Annotated in this window: 30 protein-coding genes and 1 tRNA gene; 19 read left to right on the forward strand and 12 right to left on the reverse strand. The window is 34.0% G+C overall.

The features are described 5' to 3' along the window. Window positions 1-186 precede the first annotated feature (186 nt). Window positions 187-1473 carry an alkaline phosphatase family protein gene (locus ACX119_RS07120; protein WP_459350593.1) on the forward strand — a complete coding sequence of 429 codons (1287 nt, stop codon included), beginning with the start codon at window positions 187-189 and terminating at the stop codon, window positions 1471-1473. Here the strand turns inward: ACX119_RS07120 and ACX119_RS07125 are convergent. Then, window positions 1457-2017 (reverse strand): DUF309 domain-containing protein, encoded by a 561-nt coding sequence (locus ACX119_RS07125; protein WP_459350594.1) that lies wholly within the window; start codon window positions 2015-2017, stop codon window positions 1457-1459. The two genes, ACX119_RS07120 and ACX119_RS07125, sit on opposite strands and share 17 nt — an antisense overlap. 81 nt (window positions 2018-2098) lie before the next feature. Between ACX119_RS07125 and ACX119_RS07130 the strand changes: the two genes are divergently transcribed. Continuing rightward, on the forward strand, window positions 2099-2515 hold the full coding sequence (locus tag ACX119_RS07130) for an eS24 family ribosomal protein (protein ID WP_459350595.1): 417 nt from the start codon (window positions 2099-2101) through the stop codon (window positions 2513-2515). Beyond that, window positions 2515-2688, forward strand: coding sequence for a 30S ribosomal protein S27ae (locus ACX119_RS07135; protein WP_297591807.1), 174 nt, complete (start codon window positions 2515-2517; stop codon window positions 2686-2688). Before ACX119_RS07130 ends, ACX119_RS07135 begins: the two co-directional genes overlap by 1 nt. A gap of 10 nt (window positions 2689-2698) precedes the next feature. Here ACX119_RS07135 and ACX119_RS07140 read toward each other — a convergent pair whose 3' ends face one another. The 6 genes from ACX119_RS07140 to ACX119_RS07165 form a co-directional block, all read right to left on the reverse strand. Beyond that, complete coding sequence (locus ACX119_RS07140) at window positions 2699-3406, reverse strand: hypothetical protein (RefSeq protein ID WP_459350596.1); 708 nt, start codon at window positions 3404-3406, stop codon at window positions 2699-2701. A gap of 176 nt (window positions 3407-3582) precedes the next feature. Beyond that, window positions 3583-4728 carry a tRNA pseudouridine(54/55) synthase Pus10 gene (locus tag ACX119_RS07145; protein WP_459350597.1) on the reverse strand — a complete coding sequence of 382 codons (1146 nt, stop codon included), beginning with the start codon at window positions 4726-4728 and terminating at the stop codon, window positions 3583-3585. 20 nt (window positions 4729-4748) lie between these two features. Continuing rightward, entirely contained in the window at window positions 4749-6074 is a 1326-nt protein-coding gene (locus ACX119_RS07150; RefSeq protein ID WP_459350598.1) for a signal recognition particle receptor subunit alpha, read from the reverse strand. Further along, window positions 6067-6756, reverse strand: a complete 690-nt coding sequence (locus ACX119_RS07155; RefSeq protein WP_459350599.1) for a diphthine--ammonia ligase — start codon at window positions 6754-6756, stop codon at window positions 6067-6069. The genes ACX119_RS07150 and ACX119_RS07155 overlap by 8 nt, the downstream gene beginning before the upstream one ends. A gap of 116 nt (window positions 6757-6872) precedes the next feature. Continuing rightward, window positions 6873-7283, reverse strand: coding sequence for a translation initiation factor IF-5A (locus ACX119_RS07160; RefSeq protein WP_459350600.1), 411 nt, complete (start codon window positions 7281-7283; stop codon window positions 6873-6875). 89 nt (window positions 7284-7372) lie between these two features. Next, window positions 7373-7984 (reverse strand): hypothetical protein, encoded by a 612-nt coding sequence (locus tag ACX119_RS07165; RefSeq protein ID WP_459350601.1) that lies wholly within the window; start codon window positions 7982-7984, stop codon window positions 7373-7375. 109 nt (window positions 7985-8093) lie between these two features. Here ACX119_RS07165 and ACX119_RS07170 point away from each other — a divergent pair. Continuing rightward, window positions 8094-8220: transfer RNA gene (locus ACX119_RS07170), tRNA-Tyr, on the forward strand. 89 nt (window positions 8221-8309) lie between these two features. Here the strand turns inward: ACX119_RS07170 and ACX119_RS07175 are convergent. Then, window positions 8310-8501, reverse strand: a complete 192-nt coding sequence (locus ACX119_RS07175; RefSeq protein ID WP_297591800.1) for a cold-shock protein — start codon at window positions 8499-8501, stop codon at window positions 8310-8312. Between the two features lie 72 nt (window positions 8502-8573). Beyond that, window positions 8574-8885, reverse strand: a complete 312-nt coding sequence (eif1A, locus tag ACX119_RS07180) for a translation initiation factor eIF-1A (protein ID WP_297591799.1) — start codon at window positions 8883-8885, stop codon at window positions 8574-8576. 110 nt (window positions 8886-8995) lie between these two features. Between eif1A and ACX119_RS07185 the strand changes: the two genes are divergently transcribed. Continuing rightward, window positions 8996-9556, forward strand: coding sequence for a YkgJ family cysteine cluster protein (locus ACX119_RS07185; RefSeq protein ID WP_459350602.1), 561 nt, complete (start codon window positions 8996-8998; stop codon window positions 9554-9556). A 72-nt stretch (window positions 9557-9628) separates the two neighbouring features. Then, window positions 9629-10129, forward strand: coding sequence for an Lrp/AsnC family transcriptional regulator (locus tag ACX119_RS07190; RefSeq protein ID WP_297591797.1), 501 nt, complete (start codon window positions 9629-9631; stop codon window positions 10127-10129). Here the strand turns inward: ACX119_RS07190 and ACX119_RS07195 are convergent. Together ACX119_RS07195 and ACX119_RS07200 are read right to left on the reverse strand one after the other, a co-directional pair. After that, a complete protein-coding gene (locus ACX119_RS07195; RefSeq protein WP_459350603.1) occupies window positions 10121-10870 on the reverse strand; it encodes a response regulator in 750 nt (249 codons plus the stop codon). The genes ACX119_RS07190 and ACX119_RS07195 overlap by 9 nt on opposite strands. A gap of 51 nt (window positions 10871-10921) precedes the next feature. Next, entirely contained in the window at window positions 10922-11998 is a 1077-nt protein-coding gene (locus ACX119_RS07200) for an alcohol dehydrogenase (protein WP_459350604.1), read from the reverse strand. 95 nt (window positions 11999-12093) lie between these two features. Between ACX119_RS07200 and ACX119_RS07205 the strand changes: the two genes are divergently transcribed. The 11 genes from ACX119_RS07205 to ACX119_RS07255 all read left to right on the forward strand — a co-directional run bounded on the left by ACX119_RS07205 (window position 12094) and on the right by ACX119_RS07255 (window position 18716). Further along, on the forward strand, window positions 12094-12771 hold the full coding sequence (locus ACX119_RS07205; protein ID WP_459350605.1) for a chromosome segregation protein ScpA: 678 nt from the start codon (window positions 12094-12096) through the stop codon (window positions 12769-12771). Window positions 12772-12824: 53 nt separating this feature from the next. Then, complete coding sequence (scpB, locus tag ACX119_RS07210) at window positions 12825-13403, forward strand: SMC-Scp complex subunit ScpB (RefSeq protein WP_459350606.1); 579 nt, start codon at window positions 12825-12827, stop codon at window positions 13401-13403. A 63-nt stretch (window positions 13404-13466) separates the two neighbouring features. After that, the gene (locus ACX119_RS07215) at window positions 13467-13850 is read left to right on the forward strand and encodes a 30S ribosomal protein S8e (protein WP_459350607.1); all 384 of its coding nucleotides are present in this window, start codon (window positions 13467-13469) and stop codon (window positions 13848-13850) included. A gap of 1 nt (window position 13851) precedes the next feature. Continuing rightward, on the forward strand, window positions 13852-14151 hold the full coding sequence (locus tag ACX119_RS07220) for a signal recognition particle subunit SRP19/SEC65 family protein (RefSeq protein WP_459350608.1): 300 nt from the start codon (window positions 13852-13854) through the stop codon (window positions 14149-14151). Between the two features lie 95 nt (window positions 14152-14246). Next, window positions 14247-14495: an H/ACA ribonucleoprotein complex subunit GAR1 gene (locus ACX119_RS07225; protein ID WP_459350609.1), complete on the forward strand. Its 249-nt coding sequence runs from the start codon at window positions 14247-14249 to the stop codon at window positions 14493-14495. Beyond that, window positions 14492-15448, forward strand: a complete 957-nt coding sequence (locus ACX119_RS07230) for a transcription initiation factor IIB (RefSeq protein WP_459350610.1) — start codon at window positions 14492-14494, stop codon at window positions 15446-15448. The genes ACX119_RS07225 and ACX119_RS07230 overlap by 4 nt, the downstream gene beginning before the upstream one ends. Window positions 15449-15542: 94 nt before the next feature. Next, window positions 15543-16313, forward strand: coding sequence for a Fe-S cluster assembly ATPase SufC (gene sufC / locus ACX119_RS07235; protein ID WP_459350611.1), 771 nt, complete (start codon window positions 15543-15545; stop codon window positions 16311-16313). Between the two features lie 29 nt (window positions 16314-16342). Continuing rightward, window positions 16343-16552 carry a DUF167 domain-containing protein gene (locus ACX119_RS07240; protein ID WP_459350612.1) on the forward strand — a complete coding sequence of 70 codons (210 nt, stop codon included), beginning with the start codon at window positions 16343-16345 and terminating at the stop codon, window positions 16550-16552. A gap of 49 nt (window positions 16553-16601) precedes the next feature. Then, entirely contained in the window at window positions 16602-17276 is a 675-nt protein-coding gene (locus ACX119_RS07245) for a chlorite dismutase family protein (protein WP_459350613.1), read from the forward strand. Between the two features lie 96 nt (window positions 17277-17372). After that, window positions 17373-18371, forward strand: coding sequence for an aldo/keto reductase (locus tag ACX119_RS07250; RefSeq protein ID WP_459350614.1), 999 nt, complete (start codon window positions 17373-17375; stop codon window positions 18369-18371). 6 nt (window positions 18372-18377) lie between these two features. After that, entirely contained in the window at window positions 18378-18716 is a 339-nt protein-coding gene (locus ACX119_RS07255; RefSeq protein WP_459350615.1) for a hypothetical protein, read from the forward strand. Here ACX119_RS07255 and ahbA read toward each other — a convergent pair. Next, a complete protein-coding gene (ahbA, locus tag ACX119_RS07260) occupies window positions 18713-19729 on the reverse strand; it encodes a siroheme decarboxylase subunit alpha (RefSeq protein WP_459352012.1) in 1017 nt (338 codons plus the stop codon). The genes ACX119_RS07255 and ahbA overlap by 4 nt on opposite strands. A gap of 101 nt (window positions 19730-19830) precedes the next feature. On the opposite strand from ahbA, the gene ACX119_RS07265 reads away from it, so the two are divergent. Together ACX119_RS07265 and hemA are read left to right on the forward strand one after the other, a co-directional pair. Beyond that, a complete protein-coding gene (locus tag ACX119_RS07265; RefSeq protein WP_459350616.1) occupies window positions 19831-20484 on the forward strand; it encodes a precorrin-2 dehydrogenase/sirohydrochlorin ferrochelatase family protein in 654 nt (217 codons plus the stop codon). Further along, window positions 20481-21746, forward strand: a complete 1266-nt coding sequence (gene hemA, locus ACX119_RS07270; protein ID WP_459350617.1) for a glutamyl-tRNA reductase — start codon at window positions 20481-20483, stop codon at window positions 21744-21746. The genes ACX119_RS07265 and hemA overlap by 4 nt, the downstream gene beginning before the upstream one ends. The last annotated feature ends 16 nt before the right edge of the window (window positions 21747-21762 follow it).

A 21762-nucleotide genomic window follows, 5' to 3' on the forward strand; every position in this document is an offset into this window, starting at 1 on the left:
CCTACTCAATTAAAAAATAAAAAATATTTTTCAAAAAAAATTATAATAAATTTATGAAAAACCTAATTTAATCAGTGAGCAATTTTTAAAAATTTTACATTGCATAAAATAGTCGTTAATTTTTGATCGTATAGATCATGCAAGCTTTAAAGCAGAGCTTCAGATCTGTGTTAAACAGGGGAGATTATGGATAATTCTGATGTTCATATGATTTACGTATTATTAGATGGTGTAGGGGACTTGCCACACCCAGATTTGAATGGAAAAACGCCACTGGAGGCTGCAAAAACTCCGATTTTGGACAAAATTGCAAGTAATGGAGTAATTGGAGAAGTAATTTCTGTTGGGAAAGGCATAGCTCCTGAATCAGATATTGCAGTCTTTAACATGCTAGGTTACAAATTCAAACATGCAGACTATGTTGGAAGGGGAGTAATCGAAGCAATTGGGATTGGTATTGATTTTAAGGATGGTGATTTAGCTCTTAGAGGAAATTATTCCACATTAGATGACCAACAAGTGATCATCGATAGAAGAGCTGGAAGACATATTGAAAAAGAGGATGCACAAGGAGTTGCAAAAGAGATTGAAAAGACCATCAAGTTTTCAAATCCAGATACATCAGTAGTTGTTGCCCCAACAATTGGTCACAGAGTGACAGTTAGAATCAGAACTAATGGAAAAAAATTATCATCAAGGATTACAAATACGGATCCAGCCTATAGCAACATTGGTGGAATGGGAGTTGCAAAAGCTGTTGGGGATTATCTAAAAATTGAGAGATGTCTTCCATTAGAAGATACAGAAGATTCTAAGATTACTGCTAATCTTGTCAATGAGTTTTCAGATAAATCAATTGAGATTTTAAAGAACAGTCAAATTAATGTAAAAAGAAAAGAGCAAAACAAGAAACTGCTAAGTTGTATTCTATTAAGGGATGCAGGAAATAGATATCCAAACGTCATACCAATTAATCAAAAATATGGAATGAATTTTTCATGTATTGTTGATATGCCAGTTGAACTTGGCATATCAGATGTACTAGAGATGAAAGCATTTGAAGCTGGAGGATTGACAGATTATGAAGAAAAAGCCAAAGTTGCAGCTAAAGCTATGGAGACACAAAATTCAATCTATGTTCATCTAAAAGGACCTGATGAATTTGGACATGACGGTGACGCTATTGGAAAGATGAAAAACATAGAGGAGATTGACCAGAGATTCTTCAAGACATTAGTTGAGAATATTGATTCAGATAAGGTTGCAATAGTAATTTCAGCTGATCATTCTACTCCTTGTATCAACAAAGGGCACAGCGATGATCCTGTTCCAGTACTGGTTTCAGCTAATTTCATAAAAAATGACGGCACTACCAGAATGACAGAACAGCAGGCAAAGAAAGGAAGTATTGGTTTGCTGCAAGGAGCAGAAGTAGTATCAAAAGCTCTTGAATTAATTAAATCTCAAAAGTAGTTAATTGATTTGATTGTTGCATTTCTACTGCTTTCTTTCTAATTCTATCAACATCAATGGAATGATATACAGATGGGGAAGTTCCTAATTTTTCTAATGCTCTACTAAGCATTCCAATTCCAATACTTAGTTCATCTTTTTGGGCATGTGCAAAAGCAACGGCTATTAGAATAATTCCTTGAACCAGTTCTTTTTCTCGACCATAGCATTTCTTCCAAACACCCTCAAATGCTTCATGACTTTCCCAAAATCGTTCATTGTTAAAATAAAATATTCCATCAGCAATTCCTTTCTCTTTTTCGATCTCCTCTTCAAAGACATGTCGGACATCGACAACTGATCCAATAGGTTCTAATTTTTTCAATAACTTGTCGAGTTCCTCTTTTTCAACTGAGACATCTAACTCTACGAATTTTTTTGCAATTCGTGCAACACGAACAGAGACATTCATGTCAGATGCCAGATCTCTTGCCTTGTAGACTACCTCACGAGAATGCTCCGGTCCATATCGTGTATTTTCTAGATGAAGCATATAGCGTTCCATAGTATTATTTTAAAGGAATTTCATAAATTTCTTCTCTATTCCAATCAAGGTTTATATGAAATATCCAGAGATTTTGGATACATGTCCATAATTGAGACAATTACAGATGTAGAAAATGCATTTCTATCACGTAGAGAGCTTACTTGCAACTTTGCAGGATTAGGCGGCAAACTCAAAAAACTTGAGGCAGTGGACATGATTACAAAGGAATTCAAACTTGACGGTAAAGTCGTAATTCCAATGAGACTAAAGACACATGTCGGAAAACCAATGGTAACTGGAACTTTTTATGTTTATGAAGATGAAGGATTGGCAAAAAAACATGTCAATCCAACAATATTTTCAAGATTAGAAAAGACAAAAGCAAAACTTGCTGAAGCAGATGCTGCTGCAAAAGAAGCTGAAGAGACGGCAAAAGCTGAAGCAGAAGAAACACCTGCAGAAGTAAAAGCAGACGACAAGCCAGCTGAAGAAGCAAAAGAGGAGAAATCTGAATAATGGCAGGAAAAAAAGGCTCCAGTCCTAATGTTTACAAATATTTCAAAGTGGATGGAGACAAAGTGTCACGTATTAGAAAGATTTGCTCAAGATGTGGTAAAGGAGTTTTCATGTCAGAGCACAAAGACAGACACACTTGTGGAAAATGTGGATTAACAGAATTTATTCAATAAAATTTAAAATTTAGTACAAACGTTTTTTGCGAATTTTAGAACTTTTTTCTTCTAGTAAATTGATTTTTGCAATAAATGCAGGATCAAGTTTAATTTTAGATAAGGATTCAGCAGATAATTTTACAGTGTTTTCATCCAAAGAGATGTTTGCCTTTGGAAGATTTCTATCTGCCCAAAATTTCATTACCTTATCTTCGAGTTTGTAATCACGAAATCCAGAAGGAAATTTTTTTGTAATGTGGTTTAGCAGTGTTCTATCTTTAAAAACAACTCTTGGCTCAAATAATCTTGTCTCATCACTGTAAACATTCTCAAATAGGTTTCCAGAAATTTCATCAGAAAGTAATTCCATCTTCGAGATTTTTTTCATCAGATCTAGAAAATGAAGAAATTCATGAGCCAAAATGGCATGAATTGTACCCTTTAGACCATAGGCTACAAGGGGGGCAGAAATCTGAATCACTACTTGAAATTTTTCTTCAAACATAACAGGGATTGTTCTTGCAAACAAAATTCCAAATTGATAAGAGTTTGAGCTAGGTGAAGTCAAAATTAGGGATGGTTCCACATATGCTACAGGATAACGAATACCTGAAGCTTTTTCGATTCTATTAATCCCTTCAACAGTAATTGGAAATCGCTTTACGGCAAGTTCATAGACATCATCAGGAATTATTCCCTTTGAATGTGCATCTCTTAAACGAACTAACGGATCCATTGTATCCCCTCGATAATTTTGAATGTAAAAAGGTTGATTTAATCAGGATCTTGGTTTTCCAGACTTTGCTTTCTTTCTTTTACGAGTATTTTCCCTTTGATCAGCATGTCTTTGGTGTTTACCTTTTTTTCTTATTGGCATGCTTTTTGATTGTAATTTGCGCTAGTTAATTGTTATCATTTTACATCAATATCAAGAAAATCAAATTCTTGGCAGCTACAGGGGTTATTGAGTATTTTAGAAATACTTGGAGTCACATCGTCACCTGTTACAAATCTCTTAACAGGAAGTCCTCCCTCAGCATTGATAATTAATGTAAAACCACTCTTTGGATTTTTTTTATACTTTATTGAAAAGATAGTTTTCTCCGAGCGCTTGCCTGATTTTTCATAAACTACTATTGGTTGTTTTGTTAATTGTTTTAATTTTAAGAGATCCTTTGAGGTAATTTCAGAATTTGTTAAAATATTCATTTCTATTGTTGATTTGAATTTGAGTGGTCGTTTTGGCGAATCAGTAATAATTTTGAGATTATCAATTTTTACTGATTCAGATTTGAATGATGTGGATGTCATTTTTCGTTTATTTGGATTTTGAACTTTTACAAAAAATGGTCTACCCTTGCCCATAACTAGGCTGGATTTATCCTCCCCTCCAATCCAGGTAAATTTTGCAGTAGTTCCTCCAATTTTCTCAAAAAGGAATTTGGAGATTATTCCTTCAATGCTTTGAAATTCTGAAATACCATGAAAATGGCATGATCTACAACCTTTTCCCAGACAATTATCACACGACTTTTGTTTTTGAGGAAGACCTCTGATGGGTTTTACATATCTTCCAGAAAACACTATCGATTTTGCTCGAAGTTCGCATATGCCATCTTTAAGATTTACAGTAAATGTTACATCAGAATCCACTGGGTCAAGGGTTTTTTTGGTTTTTCTTGAATATGATTTGGCTAGTTCTTTTGTGATGTCAGTCTTTATTCCATCAATTCCCTTTAACTTGAATTTAGATCGAATGTAATCATCCCTATCAACAATGGATGGTTTTACCATTGCACCAACGCTAAATGTCTTAAATGAATATGATGAGGACGCATCAATCATCAATCTCAAAAAATGTTCAAGATCATCAAAGATATTTTTACAAATATAACAAGAATGCTTGGAGTGGGATTTTATCTGTAATTTTTTTCCTAGTAATTTATTTGAAGATAGATGTAATTTTTTTGAGAACAATCTTCCAAGACAATTATCACAAAGTTCATGTTTTTTTAGAATTTGATTTGCAATAGGAATTATTTTTTGTTGTGCAGACATGTTAGAAAGTTTTGAAAAGACTAACCTAGTCCCATTCTTCTAAGTGTGCCTTGCATTTGACGACCTTTGGATGCCTTCATCATGTTCTTAGAGTTTTTGTAATTTTTGATCAGTTCTTTGACTTCACCTTCTGGCCATCCAGAACCTCTTGAAATCCTTTTGATTCTAGACGAATTCAGTAAATCAGGATCCGCTTTTTCAGCTTTGGTCATACTTTGAATAATGTATCTCCATTTTGAAACCCTTCCTTCCATTTGATTTAGTTGATCATCTTTTACCATACCTGACAAGCCGGGCATGCTTTCCAGAATTCCTTGTAGTGAGCCCACCTTGGTGACTTCTTCCAATTGGTAAAAGAAATCATCCATATTCATTTTCCCACTAGAGATTCTCTTCATTCGGACATCATCGCCTTCTTCTTCAAGACGTTTTGCCAAATCCAAGACAGCCTGAATATCACCCATGCCAAGTAAACGTCCAACAAATCTTGTTGGAGAAAATTTTTCTAAATCATCAATTCTTTCACCAGTACCAATGTACATTATTTGTGCACCAGTAGCTGCTGATGCAGCTAGTGCCCCTCCGCCTTTTGCAGAACTATCCAGTTTTGTAATAATTACTCCACCAACGGGAATAGTTTTGTGAAATGCTTCTGCTTGATTGAAGCATTGCTGTCCTATAGTTCCATCAATTACTAATAATGCCAAATCAGGATCAGCGACTTTGTTGATTCGATCCATTTCTTCAAGAAGATCTTTTTCCTCTTTATGACGACCTGCAGTGTCTATTAGAATTACATCAAGGGGTTGGTCTGCAAAATATTTTAGTCCATTTTTAACAATACTTGGAGAATCTTTGTTATTTTCCTCACCAAAAACTTCAACTCCCGATTTTTCACACATTGTCTTTAGCTGAACAAGAGCTCCAGGCCTGTAGGTATCAGCACCTATAACTCCAACTTTGTATCCTTGTCGGGTTAGAAACTTTGCAAGTTTTGATGCAACGGTAGTTTTACCACTTCCCTGAATCCCAAGCAAGATAATTTTATTTTGTTTTCCAGGCTTGAAATCAAAATCAGACTCATTACCAAGTAATTTTGAGAGTTCATCGTAGAGAATTTTCACAATGTGATCTTTTCTAGATAGTCCAGGTGGAGGGGTTTCATTAATTGCCCTCTCCTCAAGATGCTTGGTAATCTCTAAAACTAGTCGTACATTTACGTCTGATTGAAGTAGTGCTCTCTGAACATCCTTAGACAATTCTTTGATTAGCTCCTCGTCAATTCCTGAGGATTTTACAATCTTTTTGATTGCATCACTAAGACTATTCTTGAGTCCATCAAGCATAAAGATCTAACCCCGCATCCACTATTTCAAACCTTCCTCTATATCCATCCCATGTTTTTTTGAATTCATTAATTTTGATCGAATGTGAAAACATCGGACAGTTAATCACAAAGGTCTCAGCTTCTCCACCTTCAAAATTTAAATTAAATCCGTATTTTTTAGAAAGTTTTTCTAAAATTTCTAAATCATTTTTTGTAATTACTTTTCCTAGCCAAGAATCATCAAGACCATCAGATGTTACAGTAGTCATAATAAATTCAAAATTTGAATCAACTAAATCATTCATGTATTTGATGGGCTCTAAATTCCACAAGGGCGTTATTGTTATTAAATTTAATTTTGAACATAAGGATTCAAATTTTTCTTTTTGAAATTTACTTTTAATTCCTCCATGAACTAAGCCTTCTATTCCAAATTCTTCTTTTGCACTAAGCAATAGTTTCTCTAAGTGAATTAATTCATTTTCAGTATCATCGGAGCTAGACTCGGAAATTAATTGGGGAATTTTCATAGATTCGGATTGAAGTTTGGTCCATTTTAAATTTGGATGATGTAATAGATGGCTTTCATCAGACTTTGGAGACACACTGAGAAGACAAGAAATTTCATGTCCCTGTTTTTGTACCACATGAATTGAATATGTGCTATCCTTTCCACCTGAAAACAGAGATGCTAATTTCATAATCTAAAAAATATTCAATTCAACAAACTTGTAAGATTTGTTGAAAAAGGATGCTTCATTACTCATAATCCTCATCAACATTCAGACGGCTTTTCCGCTCATCATCAGCATCCGCATTAGTTCTTAACGCGCATGATTTTAGTTTTGTCCATAACGACCCAGTATTCTACATTTTGACCGTTTTCTAATTTTCCTTTTACTTCATCATCAATTAGAACTACATCTATTGTTTCAAATGTTTCAGAATCCATTACTTGAACAGTGTCTCCATTAATTGAGATGATTTGACCTACTTTTTTGTTAATTAGAGGAATGTGAACTTGCATGCTGACAGGACCTACAAGAGGTCTTTTTTGTCCATCAAAAACACCCTCACCTACAATTCTTGCTTTTGCAGCACCGTGCTTTCCAGGTTTTGATGTATCATACTCAACAATTCTGCATGGCTCACCACTTGGTTGATCAGAGTGTGGCAGTAGAATGTATGATCCTATCTTCAATGATCCAAGATCTGATGGTTTGCTCATGAAAAAACAGTTTTTGCTCGAATATTTAACTTTACTCAAAATCAGTGATCAATAATTTGAGAAAAATTTTGAAAATAGATAAAAAATTTCTATTTTAATTGATCAAGTAGTGAAAGACTCATCAAATTAGTCATTGTAAGTCCCTTTCGATTCACATCTCGTCTTGTCTGCTCACAGTATTTTTTGACGCTTTGATGACTCTTCTCACTTGCCACCTCAATTACCACTATATTTTCGGAATAAGGGAATGTAAATTTTGAAGGAGTAGTGCAATATGTGTTCATATTACCTAGACCTGCTTTCTCAATTTTATCTCGTTTAAGTAATAGATTTGCTACTTCTTGCAAGTCTTCAGCATCTTCTCCATACTCCAAATAATATACAGATACAAAGTTAGTATCTCCTTGAACTTCTCTTTGGAACAGATCATCTTTGATATTGAAAACAAACGAAGTCTTTTCTTGATTATGTTTAGTTAGATCTTTTGAGATAATTTCACTATCTTTGAATTTAGCTAACAAATAGTGGTTAGTAGAATCAGAAAAGTAGGGTTTGCTTTCTGAAGAAAATGTTCCAGTTACAAAATATAATTTTTCAATGTTTTTAGAATTTATCCATAATTCTTTTAGTTCAACTGATTCATGTGTGTGCAAATATGGTGCACAAACATAACCCAAGTATGACAGTGCTAGTTCAGACACAGATCATAAAAAACTTGGCAGGGTATTTATGCATATAGAGATCGCACGATCATCGTGAAAAAATCATCTACGATAGTTTTTTAATAGCAGAGAACTTCGTTTTTCTTGTCCCAAGCTAGCTCAGCCTGGTAGAGCTTCCGGCTGTAGTTGTTGGCTTTAGATGGCTGACCGAAAAACAGCATATCAGGCATACAGAAACCGGGTTGTCGAAGGTTCAATTCCTTCGCTTGGGACCACAAACTTTTCTAAAAATTAAATTAAAAATAATAAAAAGATAGACTGATTTAAGAAAACAAAGATGAAGTCTTAAATTAAAAAACTATGCCTATGCTGATTTCTTGACTTTTTGAGCTGCAGGTCCTTTTTTACCTTCGCCCACTTCGAACTCGACTTTATCGCCTTCATTGATGAATCCGTCAACATCTGATTTGTGAACAAATAGATCTTCACCAGATTCTCTTTCGATAAAACCAAAGCCCTTAGTACGGTTAAACCATTTTACGGTACCTTGTTCCATTTGCTTTTGCAAAACAGATTCACTATATTAACTAAGTCATCAAATAGTAATCAAGTGAAAGGCAAAAAATGACTAGAAATCTTTTGGAATGTGATTATTTTCCTTTAGCCACTCAACTTGAGGAAGAGTGAATCTCCAAACTATATCGCCTCTTTCATCTTCCTTGAAATCCCATGGTGCAATAATTACAATATCATTATCTCGAATCCAAACACGTCTCTTTAGTTTCCCTCTGATTCTTCCACGTCTAGTAATTCCATCAGTACATTTTATCATGACATTTTCCCCTCCAAGCATTTTCAAAACTCTACCGAATAGCTCTCCTTCCTCTGGAAGTCTAATCTCTTTTAGAGCACTTTCATTTTTTACTTGGCGTTTTCCCATGATGTGATTTATCATAATGAGCATATAACTGGTAGGGTTTTTGGCAACTTTAGATCAACAATTTATCAAAATTCGCAAGGGATTTTATCTATTAGATCAAAATTAGAACAGTGGAATTTCATTGTGTAGAGGATTGCTCACAGTGCTGCATTGAAAGAGAGTATTATCCCAGTAAAAAGTTTGGAAAGATAGGAGTGCTCATACTACCTGAAGAAAAAGAAAGAATAGAAAAATTAGCACTATCTAAAAATTTAAAAATCCAAATTTTACCTAGAATCGGAATTTCCAACAATACAAATGAATTTCCCACAAAAATTCTGGCATATCAATTAATGGGAGTAGAGGAGAATGGGAATACTTGTCCGTTTTTAGATAAAGAAAGTGGAGAAAAATCACCACATGGTGGATTTCCTTGTAAGATTTACAATCAAAGACCACTTGCATGTAGTGCTTATCCATTAATTGAATCAGATCCTATCACTCTAGATAGCAAATGCAAGTTTTGTCAAGATTGTGGAAATGCAGATCAGAACTTAGTTTCAGAAACAGAATCACTTTTGAAAATTAAGGAGATGATGAATGTAGATGCCAAAGTCATTTGGAGATATGCAACAGGTATTGGGGAGAAAGAGGATCAATCCAAAATAGAATCAGGATGGTTCTTAGAATAGTTAATTTGCAAATATTGATTGTCAGTATAATACCATCCAAAAATTCAAAAGGCATTACAATATTGACAGAGTATGAGTGAGGATGCCTGGTCTAATCTAGATAAGGTTGATCAAAAAATTATAGAGATTCTAAACAACAATGCCAGAACCCCATCAAAAGAGATTGCACTAGAATTAAAAAAATCAGGTCATGATGTTTCAGATAGAACCATTAGAAAAAGAATTGAGCGTTTAGAAAAGAGCGGAATCATAAAAGGATACAAGGCAGTTTTAACAGATGTATCTGGAATCAATACATACCAAATTGTTTTGATGAAGATAAAACCATCAAAATCAATAGAGGCAGTAAAAGATTCAATTAAAGAATTCATTAAAAAATTAGACAATTACGTACTGATTGCCAGTATGGAGGGCGAATGGAATATGCTATCAATCATTCAGATAAATTCAGAAAAAGCAAACACAGCACAAAAAATTGTTGAAAAGTTTTCTGAAGAACTAATTGATTACAGAATTAATGAAATAGATATCAGAGATGTAAATATTCTCAACATGTCATTGTTATTATTGTAATAGAGAATATTCGGATTCAGTAATATCAATTGCCTTTTTGACTTCATCCAAGGTAAATGGTTTTTGAATAAATGCAGAGACGCCAGAACTGATAGTTTTGTTTACACGCGATGTTGATTTCTCATCAGCAGTGATTACTACAATTTGCAGATTTACTTTATCTTTTAGTAATTTTGTAGCAACGACATCACCATCAAGATCAGGTAATCCCATATCTAGTAAAACTACAGGTTCTTTATTTTCAGAAAATAATTTTTTGCATCCCTTTAACCCATCCTTACCATTTTCAAATACCAAAATTTCAGAGTATCCTAATTTTTCGGCATAATTTTTGAGCTTCATTGCAATTGCAGCACTATCATCAATAATTACAACAGGTCTTGCAATCTGAATATTTTCAGAGATGATGGATTTGGCTTTTTGATAAGCATCTTTTGCCTTATCAAATTCTCCCAGAGTCAACAAACATTTTGATGCACAAAGCAATGCGCCTTTTACATTGGATGCATTCTTTGATTTTGAATATTTCAAAAACAACTCACTTGCTTCTTTAATTTCATTTTGGGATACTTTGCCTTGTCGTGATTTGCATTCAGATGCGAGCATGTAAAGTAGAGCAGATTTTAGTAACTCAGTTTTTTTCATAGATTCTGCTTGATTGATTAGTAAATTATGAGCAGTGATGAATTGTTTATTTTTTAGATGAGTAAGTGCAATTTCACAACTAGTTTTTGCATCCATGAGTGATTACAATAGATTTGATGTTATAAGATTTTGTAGCAGCAAAGTAAACTATGGGTTAATTACTGCACGACCAATAATTTTTCGTGCTTTAAGATCCTCTAAGGCATTATTTGCTTGATCAAGGGAATATCGCTTTGATATTACGGGATTAATAACACCCTTTCTTGCCAAATCAAGGAGTTCAACCATATCAGTATAATTTCCAGTATATGCACCTTGAATCACAATAGATTTGAGTGGAATAGAAACTAGAGAGATTTCCAATGACCCACCAAATAATCCCACAAGAATAAGATTTCCTCGTTTACGTAAAACACCAAGGGCAACTTTAACAGTTTGAGGAGCATTTACAAAATCAATCACACTATCAGGACCTTTACCATTACAAATAGAAATTATTTTTTGTATTGGACTGCCACCGCCAGAGGATAAAGATCCAACTACGTTGGTATTAACTACAAAGTCTGCGCCCATCTTTTTTGCAGTATCAAATTTTTTATCATCATTATCAATGCAGATAATTTTAGCTTTAGTAATGGCCTTGGCAATTTGAATTGCCATCAATCCCAGACCACCTGCACCAATAATTAGTAAGAATTCAGGAGAATTAGAATTTGCTTTTTTCACAGCATTATATGCAGTAAGTCCTGAACAAGCTAATGACGTAGCAGCATCAGGATTCACACCATCAAGTTTTGCTAAATATTTAAAATTTGGAATTAAAGCATAATCAGAATAACCACCATCTTGAAAAACACCCATTGATTTTGGTGTATCACATAGATTTTCATTCCCGACTTTACATGCCGGGCATTCACCACAACCAATCCATGGAAAAACAAGAACCTCATCCCCAGTTTGTATTCCAGACACTGTATCACCTATTTCCTCAACAGTTCCAACAATTTCATGACCAGGAGTAACGGGATACTTTACTCCCCTATCAGTTACTTTCATGAATTGACCATCACCCAAATCATATCCACCCTCCCACAGATGTAAATCACTATGACAAACACCTACAGATTTTACTTTGACTAAAACTTGGTCACCTTGTGGTTTGGGGGTCTCTGATTCAGATACTGCTAGAGGCTCGTTTGGACCAGTTATTCTGGCAGATTTCATTATGGTGATTTTTTGCTTTAACAATATAAGAGTTGACTGGATGTGAGAAAAAAGTAGAGCCCTAAGATATTATTGAATAGGAATGAAATTGTTATGTGAGTGAAGCAGAAGCACCAAGCAGTATTTCTCAAGAACCAGTAAATATACTATTTAGTCCTACATCAGTTGCAAAAAAAGATGTTTGGGAAATTGATCTTATTCAAATTTTGAATTTATTAATAAAAATTCTCGAAAAATCAGGCAAAAAAGATCTCAAAGTTGCAGGAATGGCAGCTCTCTCGTCATCGTTAATTTACAGAATGAAGGTTGAGAGTATTTTTGCATTACAAAGAGCTGCAATGGAGAAAAAACCAATGCATCAAAGAACAGATGTAGATATTGAATTAATTGATTTTCCATACAGACATGAATCAACATATCCAGTATCATTAGATGATCTACTCGGATTACTACAAAATCTTATTGGAACAATTGCAAATCCACAGTCAAGAAGAAACAGGCAGTTAGACATCGAACCTATTGAAGCTCCAGATTTCAAAGATTATTTTATTTCACTTGAGAGCATCATTGGAAAATATGAGGATTTGATAATGAAAAAAATTCAAGTGAAAGGATTTGGACTGCTACAAGACATCATTTTAGATCTTGATGAGATTGATTCTATCAGATGCTTCTTTGCAGTGTTGTTTTTGGCGAGGGATCAAAAAGTAGATTTGGAACAAGCAGGAGACGACATCAAAATTATTGCAATAAAAGAAGAGTTAACTAATTGATCAAAAATGAACAAAGGATTTCTTTAACTATATTTCAAAAAAGGAGATTATGAATGGCAAAAATAGATAATCTGGATGAGGCAACAGCCAGAATTGAGGCTGCGCTGTATTCAGCAGGAAGGCCATTAAGAATCGAAGATATCATACGAGCCTCAGGCACAGAATCAAGAACAAAAACTCTGGACATACTCAACAGCATTATGAAAAAAACCAAGTCAGCATTCAAAGCACTTGAAGTTGTAATCCTTCCAGATGGCTCTTATGTAATGCAGTTAAAGCCAGAGTATAGTGCAACTGTGAAAAGATATGCATCAAAACCGATTTTACCAAATGCAACACTAAAGACATTATCATACATCGCATACATGCAACCAATTTCATCAAAGCAACTTGTTGAAACCAGAGGATCAGGAGTATATGCACACCTAAAAGAATTAAGACAGTTAGATTTTATCAATCACCAAAATGTAGGAAGAATGAAAATATACACAACAACAAACAAGTTCCAAAAATATTTTGGAATTCAAGGCGATGTAGAAGATCTAAAACAGAGACTATTTTCCAAAGTAAGAAAAACTGCCAGCATGAGACAAACATCTCCTACTCCACAAATAGTTTCAGAACTAAACTAAGTAATGGGTTTAAGGCTAATTTTTTGCGTTTTGTATAAATTAGAGTAATTCAGTGATAATTTCGTGAGAAAATCAGTAGAGAATTTAGCAACCAGTAAAATTACTGGAGGAAGAAGACATCCATTAAGAATTAGAAGAAAGTATGAAACTGATAGATATCCAAATGAAGCTGTAAATGCAGCTCAAGTAACTGTAACAAGAAGAGTTCGTGGAAAAAATAGTAAAACTGCATTAAAGTCAATTGATTTTGTAAATCTTGCAACAGGTGATGCTAAAGTAAAAAAAACAAAAATAATCAAAGTTTTAGAAAACGCTACCAATAATGATTATCAAAGAAGAGGCATCATTACAAAAGGGGCAATACTAGAAACACAAGAAGGAAAGTGTAAAGTAGTTTCTAGACCAGGACAAAACGGAATAGCTAACGCAATTTTACTAAAGGAATAAAATGAAAGATTACGAGCATGTCGTAGTCTGGTTGGATTATTTTAATAAAAATTTAAAAAAATCAAAAGGCAGACGAATGGGATTAGAGAAATGCGTTTTTGATCCTTCATTAAAAGAATTGATGGATGCGACAAAAGATGCAGGGTTTGAAATTAAAGAATCAGATGACAAAGTCAGATTTCCAAGAAGACCCTTTGTAAGGTCAGGTTATGTAATCTTACCAAAAGGATCCTCTAAGACAAATATTCTTAACAAAATTTCAGAAAAACTTGTAGCAAGAAGAATCAAACAATCAAAATAAAATCAATTCTAGCTCTTAGCTAAAGTAAAGTTGACAGAAGTCTATGATAAGAATATGATAATTATTGTTTTTAATTGCAGGAGGTAGGCGAAATAATGCACCTAGCCGGTAGTGGCAGGGTAATCATTCAACTATCTAAAGAATTAGTTGAAGGACAAATACTCTGTGACGAAAAAGGTACTAGAGTTGCAAAAGTAATGGAACTGATAGGTCCAGTAAAAAGACCATTTGCATCAGCAACGCCGTTAACAAATAGCATCAAAAAATACATTGGCAAAAGTGTATTTGCCGCAGAATATTCCCCTGACAATTCAAAGAAAAAATTTAGGAGAAGAAAAAAATGAACATACTTGAACCCCAAAGCTGTCCTGAATGTCAATCATCATTAGTTGATGACATGCAGAATGGTGAAATAATCTGCTCTGGTTGCGGCGTAGTAGTCGCTGATCAGATTGCAGACAGTGGTCCAGAAACAATTAGCTCAAATCTCGAAGACAAGATGAAGTTAGCAAGAGCAACAGGGCAAACAACCTATTCCCAACATGACTTGGGAATAACAACAGAGATTTCAATCAGTACAAAAGACTTTAGCGGAAAAACAATCAATCATGAAGTTGCAAATCAAATGCACAATCTAAGAAAATGGCAACAAAGAGTTAGAGTTGCCTCACCAAGAGAGAGACGTCTTGCAAATGTTTTATCAAAGATGGGTGAAACATGCAATGATCTAAGTCTTTCAAAGAATGTCTTAGAAACAGCTTCAATGATTTACAGAAACTTGGATGGATATGTAGATGTAAAAGGAAAGTCAGTAGTCAGTATTACTGCAGCTACAATTTACATGGCATGCAAACAATGTTCAGTTGTAAGATCCCTAGAAGAAATTTGTAGAGGAATTTGTCCAGCAAAAGACGTAAAATCAAAAACAAAACTTGCAGCTAGATACTATAGAACCATGGTTATGGAAATGGGACAATTAACTGCACCAGTTGTAACCATGGACAAATACATCTCAAAGATAGCAAACATGACTCAAACTGAGGTCAGAGTCGAAAGACTAGCCTTAGAAATTGCAGAAAAGACGAAAGAAAGTAACATTGCAGATGGAAAGGCACCAAACGGAATTGCAGCAGCATATCTGTATGTAGCCTCAGTCCTACTTGGACAAAACGTCCTTCAAAGAGACGTCTCAAGCATTGCAGGAGTTACAGAAGTCACTATCAGAAATAGATGTAAAGAGATTCTTACAAGCTACAAACTCAAAATTACTTTGAGACCATCTCTGGCCAAACTTTAACCCCCCCCCCCCTTTTCATTTTATTATCAAAAATTTCCGTTAGGATCAGCTAAATTTCGTCGGCATTATATATAGAAGAAAAGCAAATTGAATCATGGCAGTATTAGAAATCAAAGATCTTCATGTCACTAGAGAAGGTAAGGAGATTCTCAAAGGAGTTAATCTAAAGACAGGGCCTGGAGAAATACACGCCATTATGGGACCAAATGGTTCAGGAAAGAGCACCTTAGCATATACATTACTTGCACATCCAAAGTACGAAGTTACAAAAGGAGATATTTTGCTTGATGGAGAGAGCATTTTAGAATTATCAGCCGATGAGAGAGCAAAGAAAGGATTGTTCTTAGGCTTTCAATACCCAACAGAAGTTTCAGGGGTAGGATTTTCTCACTTTCTAAGAACAGCATACAATTCACTAAGTAAAGCAATTGGAGGAGACGACAGAGAAGTATTCATCACAGTAAGAGAGTTTCAAAAATACCTAAAAGAAAATTTAGAAAAAGTGGGATTAAAAGAAGAGTTTCTATCAAGATATCTTAACGAAGGATTCTCTGGAGGAGAAAAGAAACGAGCAGAAGTTTTACAGATGGCAGTTCTCAAGCCAAAGATTTCAATTTTAGATGAACCAGATTCAGGATTAGATATTGATGCCGTTCAAGCAGTAGCACAAGCAATCAGCAAAGTGTCTGGAAAAGATGCAACAGTAATAGTAATTACCCACTATGCCAGAATTCTAAAATTCTTAGACAAACTAGACTTTGTTCACGTATTTGCCAGAGGACAAGTATTGAAAACAGGAGATGCATCCCTTGCAGACAAACTAGAAGCCGAGGGATATGACTGGGTCTTAGAGCAAACAGCATAAATTTAAACAGAAAAATTTCCTAAAAATTATTGATTTATACACTAAGTGTTGAGTTTACTAAAGAGTTTCTAGAAGTTAAAGATAACCACATCAATATTGGTATAAAATCAAAACCAATCAAGGGAGAAGCAAATAAAGAATTAATTAAAAAAATTGCAAGACACTTTCAAATTTCATCTTCACATGTAACGATAAAAAAAGGACATAAATCTACAGAGAAGATAATAGAGATTCTATAATTGAGAATGTAGTTTTTTGTTTAAATAGGGTTTCAAGTCTGGAGAAAACATGTCCGAATCAAATGATCAATACTATTTTAATTTCTCATTTTTCAAAGTAGACCCCAAATGGAGATGGATGGCCGATTTGGCAAAAGAAGAGTCTGCAAAAGAAGTTGAAAACGTAATAAAAAATTCAGGAATAATGTTTAGATCTTATTCAAACTTAGGATTAAGAGATGATACAGACTTTTTGTTTTGGTTTGCAGCAAAATCAGTTGTAGAGATTCAAGTAGTAATTGAAAAATTATACAAAACAGTTTTTGGAAAATACATCAATCCTTCAATGACATATTTATCGTGCACACGACCATCAATTTATGTTCAAGAACAAAAATCTCACGGTTTTGTAACTGGAACAGAACCCAAAAAACATGTCATAGTATATCCATTTACTAAAACAAGGGAATGGTATCTTTTACCAAAAGAAAAGCGTCAAGAAATAATGGATGAGCATATTGAGGTAAGCAAAAGATATCCACAAGTCATACTCAACACCACATACTCTTTTGGAATTCATGATGAAGATTTTATGCTTGCATTTGAGGTAGATAATATCAGAGATTTTCAGGATCTCATAATGGATTTGAGGGAAACACAGGTTTCCACATATGTAAAAAATGATGTTCCAATGATTGTATGTGTGAAAAAAGATCTTGTGCCATTAATATCCAGCCTGGGCTAGAAATTCCAAAATAAATTAAGATTCTCCCACATAAATTAGATTCAAAACCGCAAATCTTGGATAAACATAAATGATGAATTTTAAAAAATAAAAGAAATGCATTACAATAAACTAGGAAAATCAGACATTAAAGTATCAGAGGTAGGATTTGGCGCATGGTCTATTGCACTTGATTGGTGGGGAAAGAAAATTGAAGAAGACGAAGCAAAACGAATGCTAAAAAAAGCATACGATGTAGGGATTAACTTTTTTGAGACAGGAGATATGTACGGTAAGGGGAAAAGCGAGAGATTGATTGGAGAAGTTTTCAAAGACATGAGAGACGAAGTTGTTATTTCAACAAAATATGGTTATGATTTTGAAGGAGTAGAACAAATCGGTCATAGTGAACTTCCACAAAAATTTGACGAGGCATTTACTAGAAAAGCATTACGAAACAGTCTAGAGAGATTACAAACAGATCATCTTGACATGTATGGATTACACAATCCAAAACTATCACATATTCGTGATGATTCAATCTTTAATGTTCTTGACGATTTTATCAAAGATGAATCAATTAGAACATATCAAGTTGCACTAGGTCCAGCAATTGGATGGACACAAGAGGGTCTTGAAGCAATGGACAGACCCAATCTTAGTGCAGTCCAAACAGTTTACAATATTTTAGAGCAAACTCCTGGAAATGAATTAATGCAAAAAGCTGAAGAGAAAAATGTCGGAATCTTAGTCAGAGTTCCAGAAGCATCAGGTATTCTAACAGGTAAAGTCAATGCAGAAACAAAAATTGATGAGAAAGATCACAGATCAGTCAGAAAAGGAGAGTGGATTAAAGCATCACTGCAAAAAGTTGAACAACTAAAACCTATTGCACAAAGAAACGGATTAAGCATTACAGAATTGTCCATGAAGTTCATCATGTCAAAGAAAGGATTTGTATCAGTATTTCCAACAGTTGTCAGCGAAGAAGAGATTGTAAACTATGCAGAGATGACAAATGGTGAATATATTTCAGCATCAGACATGAAAGAGATTCAAGAACTATACGATACATGGCCATCCTATGAATTAAAGGCAACACCACAAGCAAATTAATTCTAAATGAAACATCCAATTGATGCAAAAAAAACTCTAGAAATCATAGAGAGGATGAAACTGGCTAAAATTGGCCAATACAACAAATGGGAAAAAATTATCAAGAAATTAAAAAACGAGCAGGAACTAAATCCTGAAGAACTAGAATACTATTCAAATTTAACCCGAATTTACAAAGAGTCAAAGATTACAAGTAGGAGTAAAATTTTTCACTCAAAACTATCAGAACAAGATGAGAAACCACCATGTAAAACATGTGGGGAGATTTCACAATACTATTGTAACATGAATGATCAGTATTTTTGTACAATTCATGTCGTTGGACATGATGAGAATGAAATCTAAGAGGCTGGAACTGTTTCTTCCAAAGTAAAGGAATTCTCTACAAAGTATTCAACTCGTGTTTTTTTGAATTCACGAGAACTAAACAAGATACGATAATCATCGATATTGATTTGATTCTGGATAGTTTTTGCCATCTCATTTGCCTCTTCATGGGTTTTACAGTGAATCATAGAAAACACATTGTATGGCCAATCGGCATAGGTTGGTCTCTCATAGCAGTGACTAACTTGTGGGAATGATCCTAATGTTTCTCCTACTTGAGAGATTCTATCTTCAGGAACTTTCCATACTATCATTCCATTAGCAGTAAAACCTACTTGTCTGTGTCGTAGAATTGCAGCAAATCTTCTCATCACACCAATCTCCTCATAGTGTTTCATTTTTTCAAATAACTCATCTTCTGTAATTCCAAGATTATTTGCAGCCTTTACAAAGGGCTCATCAATTATTTCCATATCTTTTTGTAATTCGCGAATAAACTCTTTGTCTTGCTCTGTTGGAACAAATTTTGTATTTTTAATTTCTTTTTTTTGCTCTGATGGCGCTACTTCATGTTTCTTTTCATCTACCATGTCCAGTTTAACACCAATCTTGAATAGTTGTAATGTGGGAAGCATTCTTACTTTTTTAATTCCCTTGAGAACATTGAATTTTTCCAATTCTACTTTCAAATCAGAGCCTGGAGGAACAGCCAAAGTAAACCAGAGATTAAACTCATGATCACGCTCATAATTATGACTGACGCCAGGGTGACGATTAATTTGATTAGCAACATATTCTAGTTTATCATGTTCAATCTCCATTGCAACAAGAGAACTTGTATACCCAAGTTTTCTTGTATCAAAAATTGCACTTAGTTGTCTCAAAACTCCTATCTCTTTTAGATTATTCATTCGTTGTTTTACAATTTCTGGAGTAGTATCAAATTTTTTAGCAATAGCATCAAAGGGTCTTGTTACGAGTGGAAAAGTCCATTGGATTTCATTTAATAGTTCTTTATCAAACTCATCCATGTTAGCCATCATGTCATGATGTTGCCCATTCAATTAAAAATGTAGCTAGAAATCTACGCATTAATCTAATACATAAATAGAAACTCAAGGGCATTGAATAGATGATAGTTGATCTTAATCTTAGGGGTAAAGAGATACTAGTTATTGGAGGCGGAAATGAGGCTCAAAAAAGAATCAATTCATTGTTAAATCAAAATTGCAATATTACAGTAATTAGTGATTCTGTCAGCTCAGCAATCAAAAATCTTGCAAATAAAAAAAAGATAAAGTTAGAAAAAAAGAAAATTCATGACACTAAACTTATTTCAAAATATAAGCCAGATATTCTAATTACTACAACAACTGACAGCAAACTAAATTCCAAAATAATTAATTTTGCTAAAAAAAGAAAGATAATTGTTTACAGTTCGGATAATCCTGAAGAGAGCGATTTTTCAAACCCCGCAATAATAGATTTTGAGAAAATTATTCAAATTGCCATTTTTACTGGAGGGAAAAGTCCTGCAATGTCAAAAAAACTAAAAGCAAAATCTGAAGAGATGTTTAAAAAAATAATCACAAAGGAAGACATCTCTCAAATCAAGATACAAATGATCGCAAGAAAACTTGCAAAAGATCAAATTCCTACTCAATCAGAAAGAAAAGAATACCTACATGCTATTTTAGCAGACAAAAATATTGATCAGTTAATAAAAGACGGAAATCTGAAAAAAGCTGAAAAGCGAGCAATTACAATATTGAGGAACTGGAAATGAATCAAAATATCATTAATGCACGTGTAACTTTTCGTAACTCCCCAATCCATATTCTTGAGCAATTTACAATTAGAGACATAGAAAACGCATATGAGCAATTCATCAAACACTCAAACCTTGATGAATGTGTAATTATACAGACATGTAACAGAATAGAATTATTTGGAAAATCTCATCAATATGATCTTGAAAAAATTAAAAAAACTTGGGCTTCCATTACAGGATTAGAAGCCGAAGCATTTAATGAAAATGTGGAGTTTGTAGAAAACCAAGAAGCAATTCATCATTTATTGAAATTAACATCAGGATTAGATTCGATGGTTATCGGGGAAGAACAGATACTTGGACAGATAAAAAACTCCATCACATCAGCTAGAAAAATTAAAGCATCAGGCCAGCACCTGAACACATTATTTGATAAAGCAATCAGAATTGGCACAAGAATTAGAAATTCAAGTGGAATAGGAAAAGGAGGAATTTCAGTTGGCTCTATGGCAGTAAAGCTTGCAGAGGAGAACATTGATGAATTAAAGACAAAAAAAGTTTTGTTAATTGGAACAGGAGAAGTTTCAACACTAGTTGCAAAATCATTACAAAGACGAGGATATGATTTTGATGTAACAAGTAGAACTATTGGAAGATCAATTACATTTTGTGAAACAATGGGAGGAAAGCCAGTAAAATTTGAAGAAGTTCTCTCAGGATTTAACAACTATGATGTACTCTTTGTTGCAACTACAGCTCCCTATTTTCTTGTAACACATGAAAGACTAACCAAAGCTATGAGTAATAAAAAGAAGGGAATGATGATTTTGGATCTATCAAACCCTAGAACAGTAGACGAAAAAGTTGCAACCATAGGAGGAGTCAAACTAATGAATCTTGATCAAATTGCCGAAATGGTGGAAAAGAACATGAATGCTCGATTAAACAAGGTAAAATCCATTGAAAATATAATTAATGAGGAAGTATCTGTATTAGAAGCCTCAATGAAAAGATTAGAAGCAGAACCACTTGTAAAAGATGTATTCAAAAACATAGAAAGTCTTAGAGAAAAAGAACTACAAAAAGCACTTCAAATGCTTGATGAAAAAGATGAAAAGAAAATCAAAATAATTGAAGAATTAACAAAAGCAGTCGTTGAAAGCATTGTCTCAACCCCTATGAATAATATTAGAAAAGCTTCTGAGCAAGGAAATCCCGATATTGTCGAGCTTGCAGGCAAATTATTTGACTATAAAAAACAGAAAAAGGCAGACTAGGATTATATTTTAGCAA

It is taken from the genome of Nitrosopumilus sp. S4, from assembly GCF_054515835.1.